Annotated in this window: 23 protein-coding genes; 11 read left to right on the top strand and 12 right to left on the bottom strand. The window is 70.4% G+C overall.

Annotated features, from left to right (window positions below):
* From AC07OQ_RS23440 to hemP, 7 genes are all read right to left on the bottom strand, one after another.
* Positions 1-820: CheR family methyltransferase (locus tag AC07OQ_RS23440; RefSeq protein WP_495055559.1), on the bottom strand; the 820-nt coding region annotated here is incomplete at its 3' end.
* Entirely contained in the window at positions 817-1,320 is a 504-nt protein-coding gene (locus AC07OQ_RS23445; RefSeq protein ID WP_495055560.1) for a chemotaxis protein CheW, read from the bottom strand. The genes AC07OQ_RS23440 and AC07OQ_RS23445, both read right to left, overlap by 4 nt.
* 120 nt (positions 1,321-1,440) lie before the next feature.
* A complete protein-coding gene (locus tag AC07OQ_RS23450; RefSeq protein ID WP_495055561.1) occupies positions 1,441-3,078 on the bottom strand; it encodes a methyl-accepting chemotaxis protein in 1,638 nt (545 codons plus the stop codon).
* Positions 3,079-3,141: 63 nt separating this feature from the next.
* Entirely contained in the window at positions 3,142-4,419 is a 1,278-nt protein-coding gene (locus AC07OQ_RS23455; RefSeq protein ID WP_495055562.1) for a DUF2325 domain-containing protein, read from the bottom strand.
* Positions 4,386-4,598, bottom strand: a complete 213-nt coding sequence (locus AC07OQ_RS23460) for a hypothetical protein (RefSeq protein WP_495055563.1) — start codon at positions 4,596-4,598, stop codon at positions 4,386-4,388. Before AC07OQ_RS23460 ends, AC07OQ_RS23455 begins: the two co-directional genes overlap by 34 nt.
* Positions 4,592-5,680 (bottom strand): hemin-degrading factor, encoded by a 1,089-nt coding sequence (locus AC07OQ_RS23465; RefSeq protein ID WP_495055564.1) that lies wholly within the window; start codon positions 5,678-5,680, stop codon positions 4,592-4,594. The genes AC07OQ_RS23460 and AC07OQ_RS23465 overlap by 7 nt, the downstream gene beginning before the upstream one ends.
* Before the next feature lie 185 nt (positions 5,681-5,865).
* Positions 5,866-6,084 (bottom strand): hemin uptake protein HemP, encoded by a 219-nt coding sequence (hemP, locus tag AC07OQ_RS23470; RefSeq protein ID WP_495055565.1) that lies wholly within the window; start codon positions 6,082-6,084, stop codon positions 5,866-5,868.
* A 164-nt stretch (positions 6,085-6,248) separates the two neighbouring features.
* On the opposite strand from hemP, the gene bfr reads away from it, so the two are divergent.
* Together bfr and AC07OQ_RS23480 are read left to right on the top strand one after the other, a co-directional pair.
* Complete coding sequence (bfr, locus tag AC07OQ_RS23475) at positions 6,249-6,725, top strand: bacterioferritin (RefSeq protein ID WP_495055566.1); 477 nt, start codon at positions 6,249-6,251, stop codon at positions 6,723-6,725.
* Positions 6,726-6,859: 134 nt separating this feature from the next.
* Entirely contained in the window at positions 6,860-7,093 is a 234-nt protein-coding gene (locus AC07OQ_RS23480; protein WP_495055567.1) for a (2Fe-2S)-binding protein, read from the top strand.
* A 17-nt stretch (positions 7,094-7,110) separates the two neighbouring features.
* On the opposite strand, the gene AC07OQ_RS23485 is transcribed toward AC07OQ_RS23480, so the two are convergent.
* On the bottom strand, positions 7,111-8,019 hold the full coding sequence (locus AC07OQ_RS23485) for a LysR family transcriptional regulator (protein WP_495055568.1): 909 nt from the start codon (positions 8,017-8,019) through the stop codon (positions 7,111-7,113).
* Positions 8,020-8,128: 109 nt separating this feature from the next.
* Here AC07OQ_RS23485 and AC07OQ_RS23490 point away from each other — a divergent pair, with 109 nt between their 5' ends.
* The 4 genes from AC07OQ_RS23490 to leuD all read left to right on the top strand — a co-directional run bounded on the left by AC07OQ_RS23490 (position 8,129) and on the right by leuD (position 12,217).
* A complete protein-coding gene (locus tag AC07OQ_RS23490; RefSeq protein WP_495055569.1) occupies positions 8,129-9,106 on the top strand; it encodes a tripartite tricarboxylate transporter substrate binding protein in 978 nt (325 codons plus the stop codon).
* 114 nt (positions 9,107-9,220) lie between these two features.
* On the top strand, positions 9,221-10,132 hold the full coding sequence (locus AC07OQ_RS23495; RefSeq protein WP_495055570.1) for an alpha/beta fold hydrolase: 912 nt from the start codon (positions 9,221-9,223) through the stop codon (positions 10,130-10,132).
* A complete protein-coding gene (gene leuC, locus AC07OQ_RS23500; protein WP_495055571.1) occupies positions 10,129-11,550 on the top strand; it encodes a 3-isopropylmalate dehydratase large subunit in 1,422 nt (473 codons plus the stop codon). Before AC07OQ_RS23495 ends, leuC begins: the two co-directional genes overlap by 4 nt.
* Positions 11,543-12,217, top strand: coding sequence for a 3-isopropylmalate dehydratase small subunit (gene leuD, locus AC07OQ_RS23505; RefSeq protein WP_495055572.1), 675 nt, complete (start codon positions 11,543-11,545; stop codon positions 12,215-12,217). The genes leuC and leuD overlap by 8 nt, the downstream gene beginning before the upstream one ends.
* Here leuD and ureG read toward each other — a convergent pair.
* A complete protein-coding gene (gene ureG, locus AC07OQ_RS23510; protein ID WP_495055573.1) occupies positions 12,169-12,825 on the bottom strand; it encodes an urease accessory protein UreG in 657 nt (218 codons plus the stop codon). The genes leuD and ureG overlap by 49 nt on opposite strands.
* A 52-nt stretch (positions 12,826-12,877) precedes the next feature.
* Here ureG and AC07OQ_RS23515 point away from each other — a divergent pair, with 52 nt between their 5' ends.
* Positions 12,878-13,339, top strand: coding sequence for a GNAT family N-acetyltransferase (locus tag AC07OQ_RS23515; protein ID WP_495055574.1), 462 nt, complete (start codon positions 12,878-12,880; stop codon positions 13,337-13,339).
* A gap of 118 nt (positions 13,340-13,457) precedes the next feature.
* Here the strand turns inward: AC07OQ_RS23515 and AC07OQ_RS23520 are convergent, their stop codons facing one another.
* Together AC07OQ_RS23520 and AC07OQ_RS23525 are read right to left on the bottom strand one after the other, a co-directional pair.
* Positions 13,458-13,784, bottom strand: coding sequence for a hypothetical protein (locus AC07OQ_RS23520; RefSeq protein WP_495055575.1), 327 nt, complete (start codon positions 13,782-13,784; stop codon positions 13,458-13,460).
* An 88-nt stretch (positions 13,785-13,872) separates the two neighbouring features.
* Positions 13,873-14,772, bottom strand: a complete 900-nt coding sequence (locus AC07OQ_RS23525) for a LysR family transcriptional regulator (RefSeq protein ID WP_495055576.1) — start codon at positions 14,770-14,772, stop codon at positions 13,873-13,875.
* Positions 14,773-14,871: 99 nt separating this feature from the next.
* On the opposite strand from AC07OQ_RS23525, the gene AC07OQ_RS23530 reads away from it, so the two are divergent.
* The 4 genes from AC07OQ_RS23530 to AC07OQ_RS23545 all read left to right on the top strand — a co-directional run bounded on the left by AC07OQ_RS23530 (position 14,872) and on the right by AC07OQ_RS23545 (position 19,872).
* The gene (locus tag AC07OQ_RS23530) at positions 14,872-15,861 is read left to right on the top strand and encodes a Bug family tripartite tricarboxylate transporter substrate binding protein (protein ID WP_495055577.1); all 990 of its coding nucleotides are present in this window, start codon (positions 14,872-14,874) and stop codon (positions 15,859-15,861) included.
* A 6-nt stretch (positions 15,862-15,867) separates the two neighbouring features.
* Entirely contained in the window at positions 15,868-17,493 is a 1,626-nt protein-coding gene (locus AC07OQ_RS23535; RefSeq protein ID WP_495055578.1) for a gamma-glutamyltransferase family protein, read from the top strand.
* Positions 17,494-17,909: 416 nt separating this feature from the next.
* Positions 17,910-19,268 carry an MFS transporter gene (locus AC07OQ_RS23540; RefSeq protein WP_495055579.1) on the top strand — a complete coding sequence of 453 codons (1,359 nt, stop codon included), beginning with the start codon at positions 17,910-17,912 and terminating at the stop codon, positions 19,266-19,268.
* A gap of 10 nt (positions 19,269-19,278) precedes the next feature.
* On the top strand, positions 19,279-19,872 hold the full coding sequence (locus AC07OQ_RS23545; RefSeq protein ID WP_495055580.1) for a GNAT family N-acetyltransferase: 594 nt from the start codon (positions 19,279-19,281) through the stop codon (positions 19,870-19,872).
* Here the strand turns inward: AC07OQ_RS23545 and AC07OQ_RS23550 are convergent.
* On the bottom strand, positions 19,862-22,210 hold the full coding sequence (locus AC07OQ_RS23550) for a TonB-dependent receptor plug domain-containing protein (protein WP_495055581.1): 2,349 nt from the start codon (positions 22,208-22,210) through the stop codon (positions 19,862-19,864). The genes AC07OQ_RS23545 and AC07OQ_RS23550 overlap by 11 nt on opposite strands.
* Positions 22,211-22,218: the final 8 nt, after the last annotated feature.

Below are 22,218 nucleotides of genomic sequence, written 5' to 3' on the forward strand. Positions count from 1 at the left end.
GGGGCGGCAGCGGGGCCGGACGCGGTGCGGCATCGCGGCGGCGGAAGGCAAAACCCTGCGGGCGCTCCAGCGCCTGCAGGCCATGCTGGCTCAGCAGGCCGGTCTCGGCCGGCCCGACGAACAGCACGCCGGCCGGGTCCAGCAGCCGCTCCAGCCGCTCCAGCGCGCGGCGCTGGGTCGGCGGGTCGAAATAGATCAGCAGGTTGCGGCAGAACAGGAAGTCGTAGGCCGGCGCGCCGGTCTGCAGCGCCGGGTCGAGCAGATTGCCGACCGCGAACGCGACCGCCTGCCGCACCGTCTCGTTGAGCCGGTAGGCGTCGCCGTCGGGCCGGAAATGGCGTTCGCGGAACGTCAGCTCGCTGCTGCGGAAGGCATTGGAGCCATAGCGGGCCTGCCGGGCCGCCGCGATGACGCGCGCGCTGACGTCCAGCGCGTCGATGCGGAAGTCGCCGGGCGCGAAGCCGGCATCGAGCAGGCACATCGCGGCCGAATAGGGCTCCTCGCCGCTGGCGCAGGGCAGGCTGAGCAGGCGCAGCGGCCGCGCGCCGGCCAGGGCCTGGCGGCGCGCCTGGGCCTGCGCGCTCAGGATCGCGAAGGATTCGGGGTAGCGGAAGAACCAGGTCTCCGGCACGACGACGGCCTCGACCAGGGCCTGGCGCTCGTCGAGCGACTGCTGCAGGCGCTGCCAGTAGTCGGCCGGATCGGCGGCGCCGCTGGCCGTGATGCGGCGCTGCAGCGCGCGCGCCAGCAGCGGCCGCCCGACCGAGCCGGTGTCCAGGCCGATCAGCCGGTGCAGCAGCTGTTCCACCTGTTCGATCATGGCGGATCCTGCGTCGCCAGCGCGTCGGCGGCCGGGAACAGGCGCGCCGCCACATCGTCCGGCAGCAGGCCGGCGACGTCGATGCGCTGCAGCAGCCGCGTGCCGGCCGTCTGCAGCCGGCCGAGGTAGGCGGGCTGCTGCGCCAGCCCGGCGTCCTGCCGGCCGGCGTCCGGCAGGCGCAGCGTCTCGCCGGCCTGCTCGAGGATCAGGCCGAGCGCGCGGCCGCCGGGATGCTCGACCAGCACCAGCCGGGTGCTGGTGCGGGCGCGGGCCGGCCGGCCCAGCACGCGCAGGCCGAGATCCAGCACCGGCAGCAGCGCGCCGCGATGCGCCAGCACTCCGGCCACCCAGGGCGGCGCCTCGGGCAGCTGCTTCAGGCGCTGCAGCGGCAGCACCTCGCGCACCGCACGCGCCGGCAGCGCATAGCGGTCCTCGCCCAGGCTGAACAGCAGGTGCAGCTCGCCGCGCGCGGCGGGGTCGGGGGTGGACGCGGCGCTCATCTCAGGGCCCCGGCGCCTGCGACGGAACCCGACCCAGCGGGCGCCGCGGATCCGGCTTTGCCGGGCTGTCGGCGCCGCCCCCTCGAGGGGGCGCGCGAAGCGCGTAGGGGGTGGGCCATTTCAGACCTTGAAACGGCTGACACCGCCGCGCAGGGTGTCGGCGACCTCGTTCATGTCGTCGATCGCGATGCCGGCCTGGCGCAGCGACTCGACGGTCTGGCCGTTGGCCTCGCCGAGCTGGCCGAGCGCCTCGTTGATCTGCTCGGCCCCGGTCGACTGGGTCTGCATGCCCTCGTTGACCAGCTGCACGCGCGGCGCCAGCGCCTGGATCTGCTGGATGATCTGCGACAGCTGCTCGCTGACCTGGCCCATCTCGGCCGAGCCGCGGCGCACCTCCTCGGAGAACTTGTCCATGCCCATTACGCCGGCGGACACGGCCGACTGGATCTCGCGCACCATCTGCTCGATGTCGTAGGTGGCGACGGCGGTCTGGTCGGCCAGGCGCCGCACCTCGGTGGCGACGACCGCGAAGCCGCGCCCGTACTCGCCGGCCTTCTCGGCCTCGATGGCGGCGTTCAGCGACAGCAGGTTGGTCTGGTCGGCCACCTTGACGATGGTGGTCACGACCTGGTTGATGCCGCCGGCCTTCTCGTTGAGCAGGGCCAGCTTGGCGCCCACCAGCTCGGCCGCGCTGCCGAGCTGGCGCATCACCTCGTCCATGCGGGCGATGCCCATCTGGCCCGAGCCGGCCAGCGACGCGGTCTGCTCGGCGCTGCCCGACACCTCGCCCATCGTGCGCACCAGCTCGCGCGAGGTGGCGGCGATGGCGCGCGCGGTGGCGCCGATCTCGGTGGTGGTGGCCGCCGCCTCGGTGACCGTGGCCTGCTGCTGCTTTGAGCTGGCGGCGATCTCGGTGATCGAGGTGGTCAGCTGCACCGCCGAGCCCTGCGCCTGCACGACCAGGTCGCGCAGCGACTGCGCCATGTCGTTGAAGCCGCGCTCGATCGCACCGAACTCGTCGCGGCGCTGCAGGTCGAGGCGGCGCGACAGGTCGCCCTGGCCCAGCACCTTCATCGCCCCGATCAGGGCGTCGATCGGGCGCAGCACGGCGCGGTGCAGCAGCAGGCCGCAGCCGGCGGCGATCAGGATCGCCAGCAGCGGCGCGACGATGGCGGTGCGCCGGTTGGCCGCGGCGGCCGTGCCGACGTCCGCCAGCGCCTGGCGGATCTGGCTCTCGTTGTGCTCGACCAGGCGCAGCGCCAGCTGGCGCGTCTTGACCCATTGCGGCAGCAGCTCCTGGCTGGCGAGGACGCGCGCCGCGCCGGGCCGGCCGGCGTCGAGCAGGGCCAGCAGCCGGCCATGCTGCTGTTGGTAGAGCTCGCGCTCCTGCTGGAACTGGCGGGCCAGTTGACGGTCCTCCTCGACGACGATGGTCGGCTGGTAGTCGGCGTAGGTCTTGTCGATGTCGGCCGCGGCCGCGGCCAGCCTGTCATGCATCTCCTTGGGCAGCACGAACTTGCGGGTGTCGCGCTCGTCCTGGGCGAGCAGGATTTCCTGGGTGTGCTTCAGATGGTTGGTCAGCGCGTCGAGCAGATGGGTGGACAGCAGCATGCCGCGCAGATCCTTGGCCTCGACATGCTCCGCCAGTTCGGCGTTGTGGCGCGCGCGCGCATAGAAGATGCCCGCCATGATGACCATGACGCCGATGATCAGCGCGAAGCTGGCACCGATCCGCTGGCTGACCGTCAAATTCTTCATCTTCTCTCCCTGCACACCTGACCGGTGGAGGGATTATGTCGGAGGACGGCGCCACGAAGTAGCTCAGGAGTCACCGCCCGGCAAAGCCCCCAGCGCGCGCTGGAGGCTGCTGGCGCTGGGCTTGTCGACGAACACGCAGCGCTTGCCGTGGCGCTTGCAATGGTCCTTGACGCGCCAATAGGCGTCGTGACTGATGCAGCCGGTCTGGCAGATCACCAGGTCGGCCGCGGCCAGGCTGGCGTCGAGCTTGGCCACCGCGTCCTCCTCGCCGCCGTCATGGTGCAGGAAGCGGCCGCCGGTGCGCTCGATCAGCTGGCGGTAGATCGGCACCACGCCCTGGCGGCCGCCGACGCACAGCACCGAGCGCTCGTTCAGCTCGGGCAGGGCCAGGTCTTGCTCGGCGGACGCCGCGGCGACGGCCTGGCCGCGCGACAGCTTCAGCGCCTGCTGAATCTCCTCGCTGCGACGGCGCTCGCGCTCCAGCTGCTGCTGCGCGGCTAGCAGCGAGCGCTCCAGCTGGTGGATGCGGTCCTGCTGGTGCTTGATCCGCTCGGCCTGCTCCTGGCGATGGCGCAGGCCCGGCACCGCGGCCTCCAGCTGCTGCAGCTCCTCGCGTAGGCCGGCCAGCAGGGTGTCGCGCGCGAGCAGCTCGCCGCGCAGGCGCAGACGCTCGGCCACCAGCCCCTCGACCTGCGCGGCGCGCTCGGCCAGCAGCCGGGTGCTGCGCGCCTGGGCCTGGGCCAGCTCGCGCGCCAGCACCTGGTTCTCGTCGGCCAGCGCGTCCAGGCGCTGCAGGTCGGCGCGATTGGCGGCGCCGACCTGGTGCTGCAGCATGTGGATGTCGCGCAGCACCTGCTCCTGCAGCGCGCCGTCGCAGCGCGCATGGGTCAGCGTGGCCCAGAGCGCGCCGGCCACGTCGGTGCCCGACTGCGCGGCCAGCCACCAGCGCGTCAGCGCCTCGCCGGTCCTGTGCCCGGCCGACTGGCGCAGCGCGATCGCATAGCGCTGGTCGAGCTCGCGCTGCAGGGTCTCGGCGATCGCCGAGCGGGCGCCGCATTCGTTGATCGCGCCGCAGTGCAGCTCGTAGTCGCCCGCCAGCGCCTCGCCGCCCAGGGTCTTGCCGAGGCGCCGGCGCAGCACCGGCATGGGCAGACAGACGCCGATCACCGGGCACAGGGTCTGCGAGGGCAGCTCCCACAGGCGGCGCCGGCGCGAGCCCTGCGGCGGGGCGGGCGGGGCAGGGGCGGGCACGAGTTGGGGCAGCGGCGTCGGCAGCCCGGCCGGCGCCTCATGGTCCGGCGCCGCGCTCAGGCGGGTGAAGATATTGGGCTTGTCGCACATGGGCGGGGCTCCTTGCGTTCGGATGGGGGCGCGGCGCGCGCGCGCAGCGGCTGGGCCAGCACGGCCAGGCCCTGCTCGTCGCGCAGCAGGCGCAGTTCATAGAGCTGTTCAAGCAGCGGCAGCGCGGCGGGCAGGGCGGCCAGCGTCAGCAGCAGGGCGAGGCGGCGATCGATCAGCATGGCGCGGACTCGCCGCACAGGCTGTCCAGCAGTGCGCGCCAGTCGCAGCGCTCGGCCTGGCCGGGCTTGCGTTCGCCGAACAGCATCGCGATCGTGCGGCCCTGGGCGTCGAACAGCTCCAGCGCGCTGACCAGGCCGTCGACGGTGGGCTTGCGTACCGCCCAGGCGCTGGCGATATGGTCCTCGCGCAGGTGCAGGTTGAAGCCGGGGTCCAGCACGTTGACCCAGGGGCCCATCACCGCGATCTTGTGCACCGGGCCGCTGTGGATCTGGATCATGCCGGGGTTGCCGACGAAGACCATGATGGATACGCCCTCCTGCGCGGCGCGGGCCAGCAGCTCGTGCGCGCTGCCGGTCGGCAGCCGCTGGACGAAGGCCGGGTCGGCCAGGCGCAGGGCCTGGGTGCGCGAGACGCCATGCTTGTTCAGCAGGCCGAAGAATTCGTGGGTATCGCGCAGCGAGGCCCAGTCGCGGCGCAGCGCGGCGGTGTCGATCTCGGCGTCGGGCTTTTCGGCCGGCTCGCGCCAGGCGGCGCCGGGCGTCAGGCCCGGCGACTGGTCCGCGGCGCGGAAGGCGGCGAGCAGGGCCTGATAGGCGGCCAGGTCGCTCTGGGGCTTCAGGAAGATCTTGTGGATGGCCTGGCCGGCGGCATCGAAGAACTGCAGGCTGCGCTGCAGCGCGCCGTCCGACAGCCGCTCCTGCACCGCGAAGCCATGGGCCCAGTGGCCGTAGAACAGGCGCAGGTCGATCGCGCCGCCCAGCACCAGGCCGACCGCGCCCTGGCCGCCGGCCCCGCGGTAGCAGCCGACCTTTTCATGCACGCAGGATTCGTTGCGCGTCAGCGCCATCACCTCGCCCAGTGGCTCCAGCGCGGCGATCAGCCGCGGCCATGCGGGCTCGAGGCGCAGCGCGGCCAGCGGCGATTCGGCGGCGGCAAAGGTGCCGACATGGGCGGCGAGCAGCTCGCCCTCGGAGATTTGCAGCGCGGCGGCGATATCGCGATGGCGGGCCTGGCGCTCCTGGCGGGCCTGGTTGAAGGCCTGGCGGACGGCGCCGAAGTTCGACGCGGGGCTGGCTTGCATGGTGGAAGACTCCTGATCGTGAATCGGGCCGTGGCCAGTGCTCCGGAATCAGGATTTGGCGGCGCGGCCTCGTGCGTCCTGAGCGGGAACTGGCACGGGCTGGCGCGAGGCTGGCTCATCTGCGGGGCAGGCCCGCAGCGGTGCAAAGAGAAAGGCAGAGAGGGAGAAAAGAGCGGACCCGCCGACTACTTGGTCAGGATCAGCTTGCCCAGCGAGGTCAGGCGCAGGCGGTAGAGCTGGCCGACGTGCTCGATCTCGATCTCGCGCTCGTTGCCCAGCAGGGCCTGGCTGCTGAGCCGGCGTCGGCCCGGCTGCGGTGCCGGCATGGCCAGGGAAGGCAGGACCGGCAGGCCGGGCTCGTGCGCCGGCGAGGGGCGCTGCAAGGGGTGGGTCGAAGCAGTCATGGGTGTATATTAAATGCGAACCATTCGCAATTGCAATAGGGCGATAGCGAATCCTGGATTGCGTCTGCGAACGCGTCGCATGCCATGCGCGGCCGCGCGGTTTTGCCCGCCGTCAAGTCGGGGAGCACGCACAATGCGCGGTAGACCACACCAAGGAGAAAAAAATGAAGGGCGACCCGAAGGTTCTGGAATACCTGAATGCGCAGCTGAAGAACGAGCTGACCGCGATCAACCAGTATTTCCTGCATGCGCGCATGCTGAAGAACTGGGGCTTCGAGCGGCTGGCCAAGCACGAGTACGAGGAGTCGATCGAGGAGATGAAGCATGCCGATCGGCTGATCGAGCGCATCCTGACGATCGAAGGCCTGCCGAATCTGCAGGACCTGGGCAAGCTCTACATCGGCGAGACGGCCATCGAGACCCTGCACTGCGATCTGAAGATCGAGGTGGGCTCGCATGGCCTGCTGAAGGAGGCGATCGCCTACTGCGAGTCGGTGCGCGACTATGTTTCGCGCGAACTGCTGGAAGACATCCTCAGCGATACCGAGGAGCATATCGACCATCTGGAGACCCAGATCGAGCTGGTGGGCCAGGTCGGCGAACAGAACTGGCTGCAGAGCCAGATGACCTCGTCCTCCTGAGGCGCGGGCGGCGGAATTCCCTGCCGCGGTGCAGGGGTATGGATGCGAACATGATTGAGAAGGGTTCGCATTTGCGCTAGAGTACGCATCAGCCCGGCATCTCGCCGGCCCGGATTCGTGCCTCATCAGCGCTCATGATCGTCTGCCTCTGCCATCGTGTTTCCGACCGCGACATCCGCCACGCGGTGGACGCCGGCATCCGCAATTTCGACGTGCTGCAGGACGAAACCCGGGTGGCTTCCGCCTGTGGCTGCTGCCATGACTGCGCCCGTGAGGTGTTCGACACCGCGATGAGCAAGCAGGGCTGCCCCGGCCTGTGCCATATCGACCAGGCCGACCGCAAGGTGGTGCCCCTGGTCCGGGCCTGAGGCCCGCCGGTTTTTCCTTACCAGGCTGATTGCGCGCGCTGCGGCTCGAAGGCCGCCAGCAGGTGATCCACCAGGGCCCGCGTCTTGGCCGACAGATGGCTGCGGGTGGGGAACACCACATAGATATCGGCCGGCGGCAGCGCCCAGTCGGCCAGCACGGGGCGCAGCCGGCCCTCGCGCAGCAGCGGCGCAAGCTCCCATTCCGAACGCATCAGCACGCCATGGCCGTCCAGGGCCCAGGCCAGGGCGGTCTCGCCGTCGTTGCAGCTCAGCGGTCCGCGCACCTTGACGGTCTCGAGCTTGCCGCCCTGGCGCAGATGCCAGCTGCCGAAGGTCTCGTCGCTCTCGCGGATGAAGATGCAGCGGTGCCGCACCAGCTCGCGCGGCGTCTCGGGCCGGCCGGCCTCGGCCAGATAGGCGGGGGCGGCGCATAGCAGGCGCCGGTTGCGCGCCAGCAGCCGGGCGGTCAGGCGTGCGTCGGGCAGTTCGCCGAAGCGGATCTGTACGTCGAAGCCCTGTTCCACCAGATTGACCGGGCGGTCGCTCAGCTGCAGCTGCAGTTCCACCTGGGGGTAGGCGCGTGCGAAGGCCGAGAGGATGGGCGCGATGCGGCGACGGCCGAAGCCCAGGGTGGCGTTGACGCGCAGCAGTCCCTGGGGCTGGGCGCGTGCGCCGGCCACCTGGCGCTCCAGCGCCTCCAGTTCGCCAAGCACCCGCGCGCCTTCCACCAGATAGGTCTCGCCTTCGGGCGTCAGGCCGATGCGTCGGGTGGTTCGGTGCAGCAGGCGCACGCCCAGACGCTGCTCCAGCGCGGCCAGACGCTTGCTGACGGCCGGCGGCGTCACTCCCAGTTGCTGGGCGGCCGCGGCCAGACTGCCCTGGCGCATCAGCAGGGCAAAGAAGGCCAGGTCCGAGAAGGCATCCATCGCTGATTTTGATTGATAACTTTGCCGACCTAAAGAAGTGAATTGGCGGACATCATGATTGTATGGATCAGCTATAGCATCGTGGCACAACGATTCGGAGACAAGGACCATGATGCCCGCGCACAAACGCCTCTTCCTCGCCGCCACCCTGGCCCTGCTGGGTCTTCTGTCGTCCACGACCCGGGCCCAGGGCTATCCCGAGCGGCCGATCAGGCTGGTCGTGCCCTATGCGCCGGGCGGCAGCGCCGACATCGCGGCGCGCCTGATCGCCGAGGACTGGGCCAAGGCCCTGGGCGGCTCGATCTTCATCGAGAACAAGGGCGGCGCCGGCGGCAACCTGGGCGTCGACATGGTGGCCAAGGCCCAGGGCGATGGCTACACCATCGGCTTGCAGACCGTTTCGCTCGCAATCAACCCGGCGCTGACGACCCGGATGCCCTATGACACCTTGAAGGACCTGGCGACTATCGGCCTGGTGGCCAGTTCCCAGCATGTGCTGGTCGTGAACCCGAAGCTGCCGGCGCAGAACCTGAAGGAGCTGCTGGCCCTGCTGAAGACCCAGCCCGGCAAGCTGAGCTATGGCTCGGCCGGCGCCGGCAGCACCTTCCACATGTCGGCCGAGCTGTTCAAGGCGGTGGCCGGCCTGCCCATCGTGCACATCCCCTACCGCGGCGGCGGCCCGGCCCTGGCCGATACCATGGCCGGCCAGGTGGACATGAGCTTCCCGGTGCTGTCGGCCGCGCAGCAGCATGTGCAGGCCGGCAAGCTGCGCGCCCTGGGCGTCACCGGCGCCAGGCGCTCGGCCCTGCTGCCCAATGTGCCAACCATCGCCGAGGCGGGCCTGCCGGGCTATGCCTTCGAAACCTGGTTCATCGTGTTCGCACCGGCGGCCACGCCCAAACCGGTGATCGACAAGCTCAACGGCGCGCTCAATCAGGTGCTGGGCGGCGCCATGTTGAAGGAACGCATGGTCAAGGAGGGCTTCGACCCGACACCCAGCACGCCGGCCCAGGCGCGCGCGCGGCTGGAGAAGGAAATGCCCCAATGGGCCAGGCTGATCAAGGAACGCGGCATCACCGCGGAGTGATGGTCCCATCCCCTACGCGCTGCGCGTGCCCCCTCGAGGGGGCACGCCCGCAGGACCGGCAAGGCCGGATCCTCGGGTGTTGCTGGGTGGTTGGAGCCTGATGAAGGACATGACATGAACGATGACCAGGATCTGTTTCCAGGCTACCAGTGCCTGGAGGTCGAGACCGATGCCGGCGTGGGCATCCATGCCCGCGCCGGCGGCGAGGGCCCGCCCTTGCTGCTGCTGCACGGCCATCCGCAGACCCACGCGATCTGGCATAAGGTGGCGCCGACGCTGGCGCGGCATTTCCGGCTGGTGATCGCCGATCTGCGCGGCTATGGCGATTCGTCCAAGCCGCGTGGCGATACGGACCATGGCAACTACAGCAAGCGCGTGATGGCGCGCGACATGCAGCGCCTGATGCGGGCGCAGGGTTTTGACCGTTTCGCCGTGCTGGCCCATGACCGCGGCGCCCGCGTCGCGCACCGGCTGGCGGCCGATCATCCCGGCGCGGTCGAACGGCTGGCATTGCTGGACATCGCGCCGACCCTGGCCATGTACGCGCAGACCGGCGAGGCCTTCGCGCGAGCCTACTGGCACTGGTTCTTCCTGATCCAGCCGGCGCCCATGCCCGAGCGCCTGATCGAGGCCGATCCCGAGGCTTATATCCGCGAGGTGATGGGGCGGCGCAGCGCCGGTCTGACCCCCTTCGACCCGCGCGCGCTGGCCGCCTACATCCGCGCCGCCGGCCTGCCGGGCACGGCCCATGGCATCTGCGAGGACTACCGTGCCGCGGCCGGCATCGATCTGGAACATGACAGCGCCGACATCGAGGCCGGCCGCAAGCTGGCGATGCCGCTGCTAGCGTTGTGGGGCGCCGAGGGCGTGGTGCAGCGCTGCTTCCAGCCGCTGGATGAATGGCGCAAGGTGGCCGAGAGCGTTCAGGGAAGGGCCTTGCCCTGCGGCCACTACATCCCCGAGGAGGCGCCCGAAGCCCTGCTGGCCGAGGTGCTGCCCTTCCTCCTGGGCGAGGGCCGGCCATGAGCAGCACGCCCGCACGCACGCTGTACCGCAAGCTGGTTGACAGCCATACCGTTGCAGCGCTGGACGCGCAGAACAGGCTGCTGTTCTGCGACCTGCACCTGATGAACGAGTACACCAGCCCGCAGGCCTTTGCCGGGCTGCACGACGAGGGCCGCGGCGTGCCGCTGCCGGGCCAGAACGTCGCGGTGGTCAGCCACATCATCCCCACCCGAGCCGAGGCGCCGCGCCGCATCGCCGACCCGGCCTCGGCCCTGCAGGCCAGCAATCTGAAGCGCAACTGCGAGCGCCACGGCATCCCGCTGTTCGACACCGATGACGCGCTGCAGGGCATCGAGCATGTGGTGGCACCCGAGCTGGGCATGATCAGGCCGGGCATGGTGGTGATCTGCGGCGACAGCCACACCACCACCTATGGCGCCCTGGGTGCCCTGGGCTTCGGCATCGGCACCTCGGAGGTGGAGCATGTGCTGGCCACCCAGACCCTGGTCTACCGCCTGGCCGAGGACATGCGCATCCGCGTCGATGGACGCCTGCCGATCGGCACGACGGCCAAGGACCTGATCCTGATGGTCATCGGCCGCATCGGCGCCCAGGGTGCGCGTGGCTATGTGCTCGAGTTCTGCGGCAGCGCGATCGAGGCGCTGTCGGTCGAGGCCCGCTTCACCCTGTGCAATATGGCGGTGGAGGCCGGTGCGCGCGGCGCGCTGATCGCGCCGGACGCCACCAGCATCGCCTATGTGCTGGACAAGGCGCCGGACCTGGCCGATGGCGCCTGGCGCGACGCCGCGCTGGCGCAATGGGCGCAGTTGCACAGCGACGCCGGCGCGTCCTTCGCCGTCGAGCATGTATTCGATGCGACCCTGGTCGCGCCCCATGTCAGCTGGGGCACCAGCCCCGACCAGGTGCTGGCGATCGACGGCCGGGTGCCCGCCGCCGAGGGCGCGCAGCGCCAGAGCATCGAGCAGGCCCTGCGCTACACGGGCCTCAGGCCGGGCCAGGCGATCGCCGGCACGCCCATCGATCATGTCTTCATCGGCTCCTGCACCAATGGCCGCATCGAGGATCTGCGGGCCGTGGCCGAGGTCGTGCGCGGCCGTCATGTGGCCGAGGGCGTGCGGGCGATGGTGGTGCCGGGCTCGGGCGCGGTGCGGGCCCAGGCCGAGGCCGAGGGCATCGCGGCGCTGCTGCAGCAGGCCGGTTTCGAGTGGCGCAAGCCCGGCTGCTCGATGTGCCTGGCGATGAACGACGATGTGCTGGCCGAGGGCCAGCGCTGCGCCTCGACCACCAACCGCAATTTCGAGGGCCGCCAGGGCCGCGGCGCGATCACGCATCTGATGAGCCCGGCGATGGCCGCCGCCGCGGCCGTCACCGGCCGCATCTGCGATGTGCGCCAGTTGGAGGTTTTGAGCCATGACTGAAGCGATCCAGGGCCGCGCGGCGGCCATCCGCATCGAGAACCTGGACACCGACCAGATCATGCCCAAGCAGTTCCTGCGCGGCATTGACAAGAAGGGCCTGGACCGGGGCCTGCTCTACGACCTGCGCTTCGATGGCGAGGGCCGGCCGCGTCCGGAGTTCGTGCTGAACCGGCCCGAACACGCCGGCACGGGGATCCTGCTGGGCGGCGCCAACTTCGGCTGCGGCTCCAGCCGCGAGCATGCGGTCTGGGGCCTGCAGCAGTACGGCATCCGCGCGGTGATTGCGCCCAGCTTCGGCGAGATCTTCTATTCCAACGCGATGAACAACCGGCTGCTGCTGGTGATGCTGCCGCCCGAGACGGTGGCGGCCTTGATGGAGGAAGCCGAGGCGGGCGAGGCGCTGGCCATCGACGTGGACGCGATGCAGGTGCGCGGGGCCCGGGTCGACGCGTCCTTCGCGCTGTCGGAGCGGCATCGCCGGATGTTCATCGAGGGCCTGGACGTGATCGGCCTGTCGCTCGGCTACCGCGCGCAGATCGAGGCCTTCGCCGCCGCGCACTGGGCCGCGCAGCCCTGGCTGCGCGACGTGGCGGCGCGCATGCGGGCTCAGGCGGCCGATCAGGCCGTCTTGAGCAGGCCCTTGGTCTCGATGAAGGCTATCACCTGATCGAGGCCCGCACCGGTCTTCAGATTGCTCATCACGAAGGGCCTGTTCGGTCCAGGGCGCATGCGCCGGGTGTCGGCTTCCATGACCTCCAGATTGGCGCCGACATGGGGCGCCAGGTCGGTCTTGTTGATCACGAACAGGTCGCTCTTGGTGATGCCGGGGCCGCCCTTGCGCGGGATCTTCTCGCCGGCCGCCACATCGATCACATAGATCGTCAGGTCCGACAGCTCGGGGCTGAAGGTGGCGGCCAGGTTGTCGCCGCCGCTCTCGACGAAGACGATGTCGGCGTTCGGAAATTTCTCCAGCATGCGGTCCACGGCCTCGAGATTGATCGAGCAGTCCTCGCGGATCGCGGTATGCGGGCAGCCGCCGGTCTCGACGCCGATGATGCGCTCGGGCTCCAGCGCGCCGGCCACGGTCAGCAGGCGCTGGTCCTCCTTCGTGTAGATGTCGTTGGTGACGACGACCAGGTCGTAGCGCTCGCGCAGGGTCTTGCACAGCACCTCGACCAAAGTGGTCTTGCCGGAACCGACCGGCCCGCCGACGCCGACGCGCAAGGGGGGCAGCTTCTTGCTGCGGCCGGGGATGTTGTGCAGGGCTGTGCTCATGGCGAGGCTGTGTCAGGATGGTGGATGACGAAACGCATGCAAGCATAGTGCCATGGCGCTCAACATCCGCCGGGCCGGCGCCACCGATGCCCTGGCGCTCGCCGATCTGTACCTGGCCGCCCGCAAGACCCACCTGGCCTTCGCGCCGCTGGCCCATGGCGACGACGAGGTGCGCGTCTGGATCGCTGAGCGGCTGCTGCCGGCCGGCTCGACCTGGCTGATCGAGGATGAGGCGCAGGCGCTGGGCCTGCTGAGCCACAGCGTCGATGCCGACGGCCGGGCCTGGATCGACCAGCTCTACCTGCGGCCCGACCTGGTCGGCCGGGGTCTGGGCACGCGGCTGCTGACTCATGCGCTGGCAGGCCTGCCGCGCCCGCTGCGGCTCTACACCTTCCTGGCCAATGCGGGCGCGCAGCGCTTCTACGAGCGCCATGGCTTCGCGGTGATCGCCGCCGGCGACGGTTCGGACAATGAGGAGGGTTGCCCGGACCTGCTGATGGAGCTGCGCGGCTGAGCCGGGGCGCGGCATGCGCCTGGGAGAGAAGAAAGCGCCCCGGGGTTCGCTGCACAAGGACGATCGCCGCAAGGGCCCGGCCCTTGCGGCGTCGACATCAGCGATGTCTTACGCGGGATCAGGGCTTGGTCTTGCCCTCGGTGGCGGGCTTGGCCTCGGCCTTGTCCTTGGCCATCTGCTTGTCCTGCTTCTTCGCATGCTTGGCATCGGCCTTCATGTCGGCCTTCGCATCGGCCTTCGCCGCGGAAGCGGCCGTCGCCGGCATGGCGGGCGTGGCCGGCGTGGCGGCAACGGCCGGGGTAGCCGGTGTGGTGGCCGTGGCCGGCATGGCGGGCTTCGCCGGTGTTGCGGGCGTGGCAGGGGTCGCGGGCGTGGCCTGGGCCAATGCGACGCCGGCGGCGAGCGACAGCAGGGCGGGGATCAGTGCGGTCTTCAGGGCATTCATCAGGATCTCTCCAGGTTGCGAAAGGGTATGCACACAACGAGTCCCGCGGGCGCGGCGTTGACCCTGCGGCGCCCCGCGTTTCAATGTCTTACAGCTGTTGAAACTGATGCACGATCGCGTCGGTCAGCGAGCCGCGCACCTCGCGCCGGTACAGCAGGCCGATGCCGCGCAGCAGCCCGGCCTCGGGCAGCGCGATCACCCGCAGGGTCAGGTCTTGCTCCCAGCTGGCGCTGCGCAGCCGCGGCAGCAGCGCGACGCCGACCTTCTGGCGCACCAGCTCGGCCAGGGCCTCGATCGAGTTCAGCTCCAGGAATTCCTGCACCGGGACCTTGAGCCGGCGCAGCGCCCGCTCGACCAGGGCGCCGGTGCGCTCGGCGCGATCGAAGCGCAGGAAGGGCTGCTCGGCCAGCAGCTGCGCCGCGCTGCGGCGGCGGCTGTCGGCATGGGCCAGCAGCACCAGCGCTTCCTCGTAGAGCGGGCTCCAGCCCAGACCGGCCGGCGGGCGACCCGGGCCGCGCACCAGCACGGCGGCATCGAGCTGTCCGCTCTCCACCATCGCGGCGAGCTCGCCCGATTTGGCGGACACCAGCTTCAGCTCCAGGCCGGCATGCGCCTGCTTCAATGCCACCACCGCATGGGCCAGCGGCGCCACCGCCGAGACCACGGCACCGATGCGGTAGGCCCCGGCCATCGGGTCGGCGCGCAGGGCGGCGTCGCGCAGTTCCTCGTGCAGCTGCGCGTCCAGCGCCAGCATGCGTTCGGCCCAGGGCAGCAGGGCTTGGCCGGCGGCGTTGAGCTGGGCCGAGCGCCCGCCCTGTCCGCCCTGGCCACCGCCGCGGTCGAACAGCGTCCGCTTCAGCTCGGCCTCCAGATTGCGCATCTGCAGGCTGACCGCGGCCTGGGTCAGCGAAACCCGGGCCGCGCCGGCGGCAAAGGAGCCCTGGCGGGCGACGGCGACAAAGCTCCTGAGGGTGCGCAGGCTGGGCATGGAAAGAATTCCTTGTGATGTCGGCAAGAATTATTAGCTTTTCTTGTGATGGGCCGGGCTCCACAATCGCCGGCAGGCAGATTGCAAGGAGTGTTGTTGATGACGACGACGAAGCTGCGCCGCTGGGCGAGCGCTGCGACCTTGGGCGTGCTGGCGCTGCTGGCCCAGACACAGGCCCTGGCCCAGGGCTATCCGAACCGCCCGATCCGCTTGGTCGTGCCCTTTCCGGCCGGCGGCGCGACCGATCTGCTGGCGCGTGCGATCACGCAGAAGCTCGGCGCCCAGCTGGGTCAGCAGATCGTGGTGGACAACAAGGCCGGCGCCGGCGGCAGCCTGGGTTCCGGCGAGGCGGCCAAGGCCGCGCCGGACGGCTACACCCTGCTGATCGCGACCAGCAGCACCCACTCGATCGGCCCGCACCTGAACGCCAAGCTCGGCTACAAGGTGGACGAGGACTTCACGCCGGTGGCCCATGTGGCGAACGCGGCCAATGTGGTGCTGGTCACGCCCGGCCTGCCGGTCAAGGACATCAAGGAGCTGATCGCGCTGGCCAAGGTCAAGCCGGGCCAGCTGAACTACGCCTCCAGCGGCAACGGCACCATCGTGCATCTGAGCAGCGAGGCCTTCAAGAGCCAGGCCGGCGTGTTCATCACCCACATTCCCTACCGCGGCACCGCGCTGGCGATTCCCGACCTGGTGGCGGGCAACACCCAGCTGCTGTTCGATTCCATCGTCTCCGGCATGCCGCATGTCAAGGATGGCCGCCTGAAGGCCCTGGCCGTGACCGGCAAGACCCGCTCGACGCTGGCGCCGGAGCTGCCCACGGTGTCGGAGTCCGGCCTGCCCGGCTACGAGTCGGTCACCTGGTTCGGCATCTATGGCCCCAAGGGCCTGCCGCCGGCCATCGTGGCCAGGCTCAACAGCGAGTTCAATGCCGCGATGCAGTCGGCCGAGCTGCGCGAGCGCCTGGCCAAGCTGGGGGCGGAGCCGGCCGGCGGCAGCAGCCCGGCCCAGTTCGCCGCGATGGTCAAGGCCGACAGCGAGCGCTGGGGCCGCCTGATCCGTGAACGCAAGATCACCGTGGAGTGAAATGACATGAGCAGCAATTTCGACTGGACCAGCGGCTACGCCAGCCGGCGCAGCCCCGTGTTCGCGCGCAACATCGTCTCGACCTCGCATCCGCTGGCCGCCCAGGCCGGCCTGCGCATCCTGGCCCAGGGCGGCAATGCGGTGGATGCCGCGATCGCCACCGCGGCCTGCATGACCCTGGTCGAGCCCTGCAGCAACGGCCTGGGCTCGGACGCCTTCGCCATCCTGTGGGACGGCCGGCAGCTGCACGGCCTGAACGCCTCGGGCCGCGCGCCGCAGGCCTGGGACCTCGGCTATTTCCGCAAGAAGTACGGCGCCGCTGCCAAGAGCCTGCCCAAGCGCGGCTGGGATTCGGCCACCGTGCCCGGCGCGGTGGCCGGCTGGGTGGCCTTGAGCGAGCGCTTCGGCAAGCTGCCCTTCGCCGACCTGATGGCGCCGGCCATCGAGATCGCCGAGCGCGGCTATGCGGTGCCGGTCATCGTGCAGCAGAAATGGACCTTGGCCTCCAAGGTGGAGGAGCTGGTGTCGCAGCCCGGCTTTGCCGAGGCCTTCCTGCCCAAGGGCCGGGTGCCCGATGTCGGCGAGCTGTTCCAGTTCAAGGCCGCGGCCCGCACCTTGCGCCTGATCGCCGAGACCAAGGGCGAGGCCTTCTATCGCGGCGAGGTGGCGGCGGCCGTCGAGGCCTTCGCCAAGCAGACCGGCGGTGCGATGACGGCCGCCGACTTCGCGGCCTACCAGCCCGAGTGGGTCACCCCGATCAGCCAGGACTATGCCGGCCACACCCTGCACGAGATCCCGCCGAACGGCCAGGGCATCGCCGCGCTGATCGCGCTGGGCATCCTCAAGCACCTCGACATGGCGTCCCACCAGGTCGACGGCGTGGCCTCGCAGCATCTGCAGATCGAGGCCATGAAGCTGGCCTTCGCCGACGTCTACCGCTATGTGGCCGAGCCCGGCGACATGCGGGTGACGGCGGCGCAGCTGCTGGACCCGGCCTACCTGGCCGAGCGCGCCAAGCTGATCGACATGAAAAAGGCGCAGGACTTCAGGTGCGGCAACCCGGTCCGGGGCGGCACCATCTACCTGACCGCGGCCGACGAGAGCGGCATGATGGTCAGCTTCATCCAGAGCAACTACATGGGCTTCGGCTCGGGCCTGGTCGTGCCGGGCTATGGCGTCTCGCTGCAGAACCGCGGCCACGGCTTCACGCTCGAGGACGGCCATGCCAACCAGGTCGCCCCGGGCAAACGCCCCTTCCACACCATCATCCCGGCCTTCCTGACCAAGGACGGCCAGCCGGTGATGAGCTACGGCGTGATGGGCGGCAATATGCAGCCGCAGGGCCATATGCAAACCCTGATCCGCATGCTGGACTACCGGCAGCATCCGCAGGCCGCCTGCGACGCGCCGCGCTGGCGCTTCAACGAGGGCCTGTCGATCAATGTCGAGCCGCATATGAAGCCCGACACCATCGAGGGCCTGCGCGCGCTGGGCCACGAGATCGGCGACATCCACGACAGCTATCAGGACTTCGGCGCCGGCCAGTTCATCTGGCGCCTGGGCGACCCGGCGGTGGAGGGCTATGTGGCGGCCAGCGATCCGCGCCGTGATGGCGCCGCCGCCGGCTACTGAGCGCCCCCAATCCTGTCGCATCGCCTGCCCCGCGGGGGCAGGCAAACTCGGGAACGGCGCTGCCTGAGCGCGCCGGACCAGGCTGGCCGCGCCCGCCGGGCGGGCCGATCCCGGCGGCATGGCGGCATGACGACAAGGGCGGCCGGCCGCTGCGCGCTACGCGCCCCGATTGAAACGCAGCGAACTTGTCCGCCATCGGGCCAGCCTGTACGATCCGGGCTCAAACCAAGAACACCCATGACCAAGCTTCTCGACCGCACCAGACCCAGCGCGCCCCGCGCCGCGGCCGTGCGCGCTCGCGGTCATGCGGCCTAGGCGCTCGACGCCTTCTTTCCTCTCCCCGTTCCAGGTCCGTCGCAGGCCCGCCTCATGAGGGCAGGGCGCCGATCTTGTGTTCAATTCTTTCGGAGACATCCATGCAAACCCGGCCACAGACCTGGTTTGACCGGCTCAAGCAAGCGCTGACGCTCCCCCCGGGCGATCTGCTGCGCGACCTGGTTTACCGTCGCCTCTGGACCTCGATCCTGATCAGCTCGCTGGGCGGGCAGATCACCATGCTGGCCCTGCCGCTGACCGCGGCGGTGCTGCTCGATGCCAGCCCCACGCAGATGGGCCTGCTCACCGCGATGGAGATCGCACCCTTCGTGCTGTTCTCGCTGCCCTCGGGCGTCTGGCTGGACCGGGTGCGCAAGCTGCCGGTCTATATCTGGGGCGAGACCTGCCTGGCCCTGGTCGTCGCCACCGTGCCGCTGGCGGCCTGGATGGACTGGCTGTCGATGACCTGGCTCTATGTCGTGGGTTTCGTGCTGGGCACGGTCTACACGACGGCCGGCAGCGCCGCGCAGATCGTGCTGACCCAGGTGGTGGGGCGCGAGCGCCTGGTCGAGGCCCATGCGAAGAACGCGCTGGCCTCGTCCGGCGCCGAGGTGGCCGGCCCCGGCCTCGCCGGCGCGCTGATCAAGCTGCTGGGCGCGCCGATGGCGCTGGCGGTGGACGCCGTGCTGGTGCTGGTCTCGGCCCTGATCCTGCGCGGCATCAAGATCCAGGAACAGCTGCGCGTGCACCCGGAGGCCGACTTCTGGCGCGACCTGAAGGCGGGCGTGCGCTTCGTGCGCAACAAGCGCCTCCTGATCAGCCTGGCGACGGCGGTGGGCTGCTGGCAGCTCTGCCACAACGCGGCGCTGGTCGTGCAGATCCTCTTCGCCACGCGCGTGCTGGGCCTGTCGGGCCAGACCGTGGGCCTGTCCTATGTGGCCCTGGGCGCCGGCACGGTGCTGGCCAGCATCCTCGGCCACCGCATCAGCCGGCGGCTGGGCCCCGGCCCCTGCCTGGTGACGGGCTTCGGCATCTGCGGCCTGGGCTGGCTGATGCTGTCCGTCGCGCCGGCCAATGCCTGGGGCGTGGCGGCCTTCGCCTTCATGCTGTTCGCCTTCGGCGTCGGCGCGGTGCTGATCTTCATCAACTTCCTGTCCCTGCGCCAGGCGGTGACGCCGGCGCCGATGCTGGGCCGCATGACCAGCACGATGCGCTGGCTGATCCTGATCCCGGCCGGGCCCGGCGCCCTGCTGGGCGGCTGGCTGGGCGAGCATGTGGGGCTGCGCTCGGCCCTGGGCTTCGCGGGCGTGGGCGGGCTGCTGCTGGCCGGCTTCGCCTGGCGGCATGCGACGATCCGCGAGCTGCGCGAACTGCCCAGGCCCGACGAGCCGACCGAGTCGGCCCTGGGCGCCGAGGCCCTGCCGGGCCTGGCGCCGGCCGCGCTGGTGCCGAGCAAGTAAGGACCATCCGATGGCAACGCCCGACCCCGTGCTGATCAAGGTGCCCGAGCAGATCGTCACCGAGCGCCTGGTGATCGCCGCGCCGCGCGTCGGCCTGGGCCAGGCGCTGAACGCGGCGATCTGCGAGTCGCTTGCGGAGTTGCGGCCCTGGATGCCCTGGGCGCAGAGCGCGCCGACGGTGGAAGAGAGCGAGACCGTGCTGCGCCATCAGCTCGCCAAGTTCCTGCTGCGCAGCGATCTGGCCTACCAGATCTATGCGAAGACGCCGTCCGGCGAGCCCGGCCGCCTGCTGGGCGGCACCGGCCTGCACCGGCTGGACTGGCAGCTGCGGCGCTTCGAGATCGGCTACTGGATACGCAGCAGCGCCTGCGGCCGGGGCTATGTGTCCGAGGCCGTGCAGGCCCTGGCCCGCATGGCCTTCGAGGAGCTGCGCGCGCGCCGTGTCGAGATCCGCATGGACCCGCTGAACCTGCGCAGCCGCGCCGTGGCCGAGCGCTGCGGCTTCGAGCTGGAGGGCGTGCTGCGGCAGGACAGCCTGACGCCCGCCGGCGAACCGCGCGACAGCTGCGTCTACGCCCGCATCGCGCCGCCCGCTACAGCTTGACCTCCAGCCGCAGCTGCCAGGCGGTGAAGGTGCGGCCGTGGTTCTCGGTCGTGATCTGCTGCTCGCCGGTGTTGATCACGCTGCCGGTGTTGTAGTCAAGCGGCGCCAGATTGCTGGCCGACAGGCGCAGCGCCCAGTCGCGGTCGATGTTCCACAGCGCGAAGGCGTCGAACACCCGCTTGCGCGCGTTGTGGCTCTCCTGCAGCAGGGTCTGCTGCACCCGATTGGACGGCACGAAGTTGAGGTTGGCGCCCAGCGACAGCGGCAGGCTGCGCAGCCGGTAGTCGGCGCCCAGGTTGGCGGTGTAGCGCGGCTGCTGGTCGAGCTTGTTGTTGGGCCCGGGGATGCCATCCACCTTGGAGTGGAACAGGCTCAGATTGCTGCGCAGCGACACCGGCAGCGCGTCCTCGAAGAACTCGTCGAGGCGGAACTTGGCCTCCAGCTCGATGCCCGTGGTCAGGGCCTTGCCGATGTTCGTCGGGCGCGAGACCCAGCGCTTGTCGGCGGACCAGGACACCTCCTCCAGGCTGGTGACATTGCGCATCAGGTCGCTGATGCGGCGCGCGAACAGGCTGGCGCTGAGCACGCCGCCCTTGCCGAGGTAGCGCTCCAGCGCCAGGTCGACGCCGATCGCGGTCTCGGGTTTGAGCTTGGGATTGCCGGCGCGGTCGGGGTAGTTGGCGGTGTTGGCGCCGCTGGGGAACTGGGCGTTGATCGTGGGACGGCCGATCAGGTCCTGGGTGCTGGGCGCGCGGTAGCTGCGCGTCAGGCTCATGCGCAGCTGGTCGCGGCTCTTCTCGTCGGGCTTCCAGACCGCGTGCAGCAGCGGGGTCAGCACCTTGGAGGTGTTGCCGATGGTGCCGTAGCTGGCCCCCTTGCTCTCGGTGCGTATGCCTTCCCAGCGCAGGCCGGCGTAGGTCGACCATTGCTTGCTCGGGTTCCACTCGTCCTGCAGATAGCCGGCCAGGCGCAGGGTGGAGGCGTCGAACTCGTCGCCGAACTCTTCCAGCGCCAGCACCCGCAGGCCGTCGTACAGGGTCTCGCGGGTCTGGCTGCGCTTGTTGCCCTCGAGCTCCAGGCCGGCCACCAGGCTGTGCTCGACGCCGTCGACCTGGCCCATCTGGTGCGAGAGCTTGGAGGCCAGGCTCCAGTTGCGGTCGTCGTTGCGCGTGCGGTCGAACTGGCTGCGGTAGGGCGCCAGCGCGCCGGGCTGGCCGACGAACTCCCGGCGCAGGCTGTCGTTGTCCATCTCGGCGCGGCCCAGGCCGCCGCGCAGCTCCAGCCGCGTGTCCTCGGACAGGCGCTTCACCAGCATCGTATTGATGCGCAGCATGTTGAAGTCCGACTCGCCGTGGGTATTGGCCTGGTCGAAGCTGGTGCCGGGGCTCTGGCGGAACTCGCTGTCGCTCTCGCCCCGGGCCAGCACGGCGAAGGGCATCACGGTCAGCATGTCGCCGTCGGGCAGGCGCAGCTGCAGCCGGCCGTTGGCGTTCAGGCTGCGGCGCTGGTCCAGGCTCTCGCCGCTGTTGTGCTGGAAGGTCTCGCTGCCGGTCTTGAGGTCGCGCGTCGTGATGCGGGTGTCGACATCGTCGCGGCGCTTGTTGTCGGTGGCGGTGAGGGTCAGGTTGTAGGCCCCGCCTGCGTCGTTGAGCTTGTCGTTGCGCGTCCAGGAGGATTGCGGCTTGATGTCGCCACGCTCGCTGCCCAGCACCAGGCGCAGGTCGTTCAGGCGCTTCTGCAGTGCCTCGCGCAGCACGATGTTGATGGTGCCGGCCACGGCACGTGCGCCGTATTCGGCGGTGGGCGCGCGCAGCACCTCGATGCGCTCGATCTGGTCGGGCGGCAGCTGGTCCAGCGAGAAGCTGGGCGGCATGCGCTCGCCATTCACCAGGATCTGGGTGTAGCCGCCGCCCATGCCGCGCATGCGGATCTCGCCGCCGCGGCCCGGGCGGCCGCCCAGCGTGACGCCGGGCAGGCGCTTCAAGACATCGGCCACGCTGGCGTCGCCGAAGCGCTCGATCTCCTCGCGGCCCACGATGATCTTGGAAGCGGTCGAGGCGCGACGCTGCGCGCTGTCGCTGGCGCCGCCCTGTACCTCGACGCGGTCCAGGCGTTCGTTGGCGTTGTTGCCGGGGTTCGCGGGGCTGCCGTCGGCCCGGGTCAGCGGCGGGCGCTGCGCGGGGCGGGCCGGGCGGCTGGGCGCGGTCTGCGGCTTCTCGTCGGCAGGGTCAGCGGCGGGCGGCGGGTTCTGCGCCCAGGCCGTCTGCAGGCTCAGCAGCGCCGCAGCCAGGCCGAGGCCGAGCGGACGAGGGCGGAAGGAACGGCGGACAGCGGACATGGGCCGGC

The organism is Roseateles sp. GW821-FHT09B06 (genome assembly GCF_059418245.1).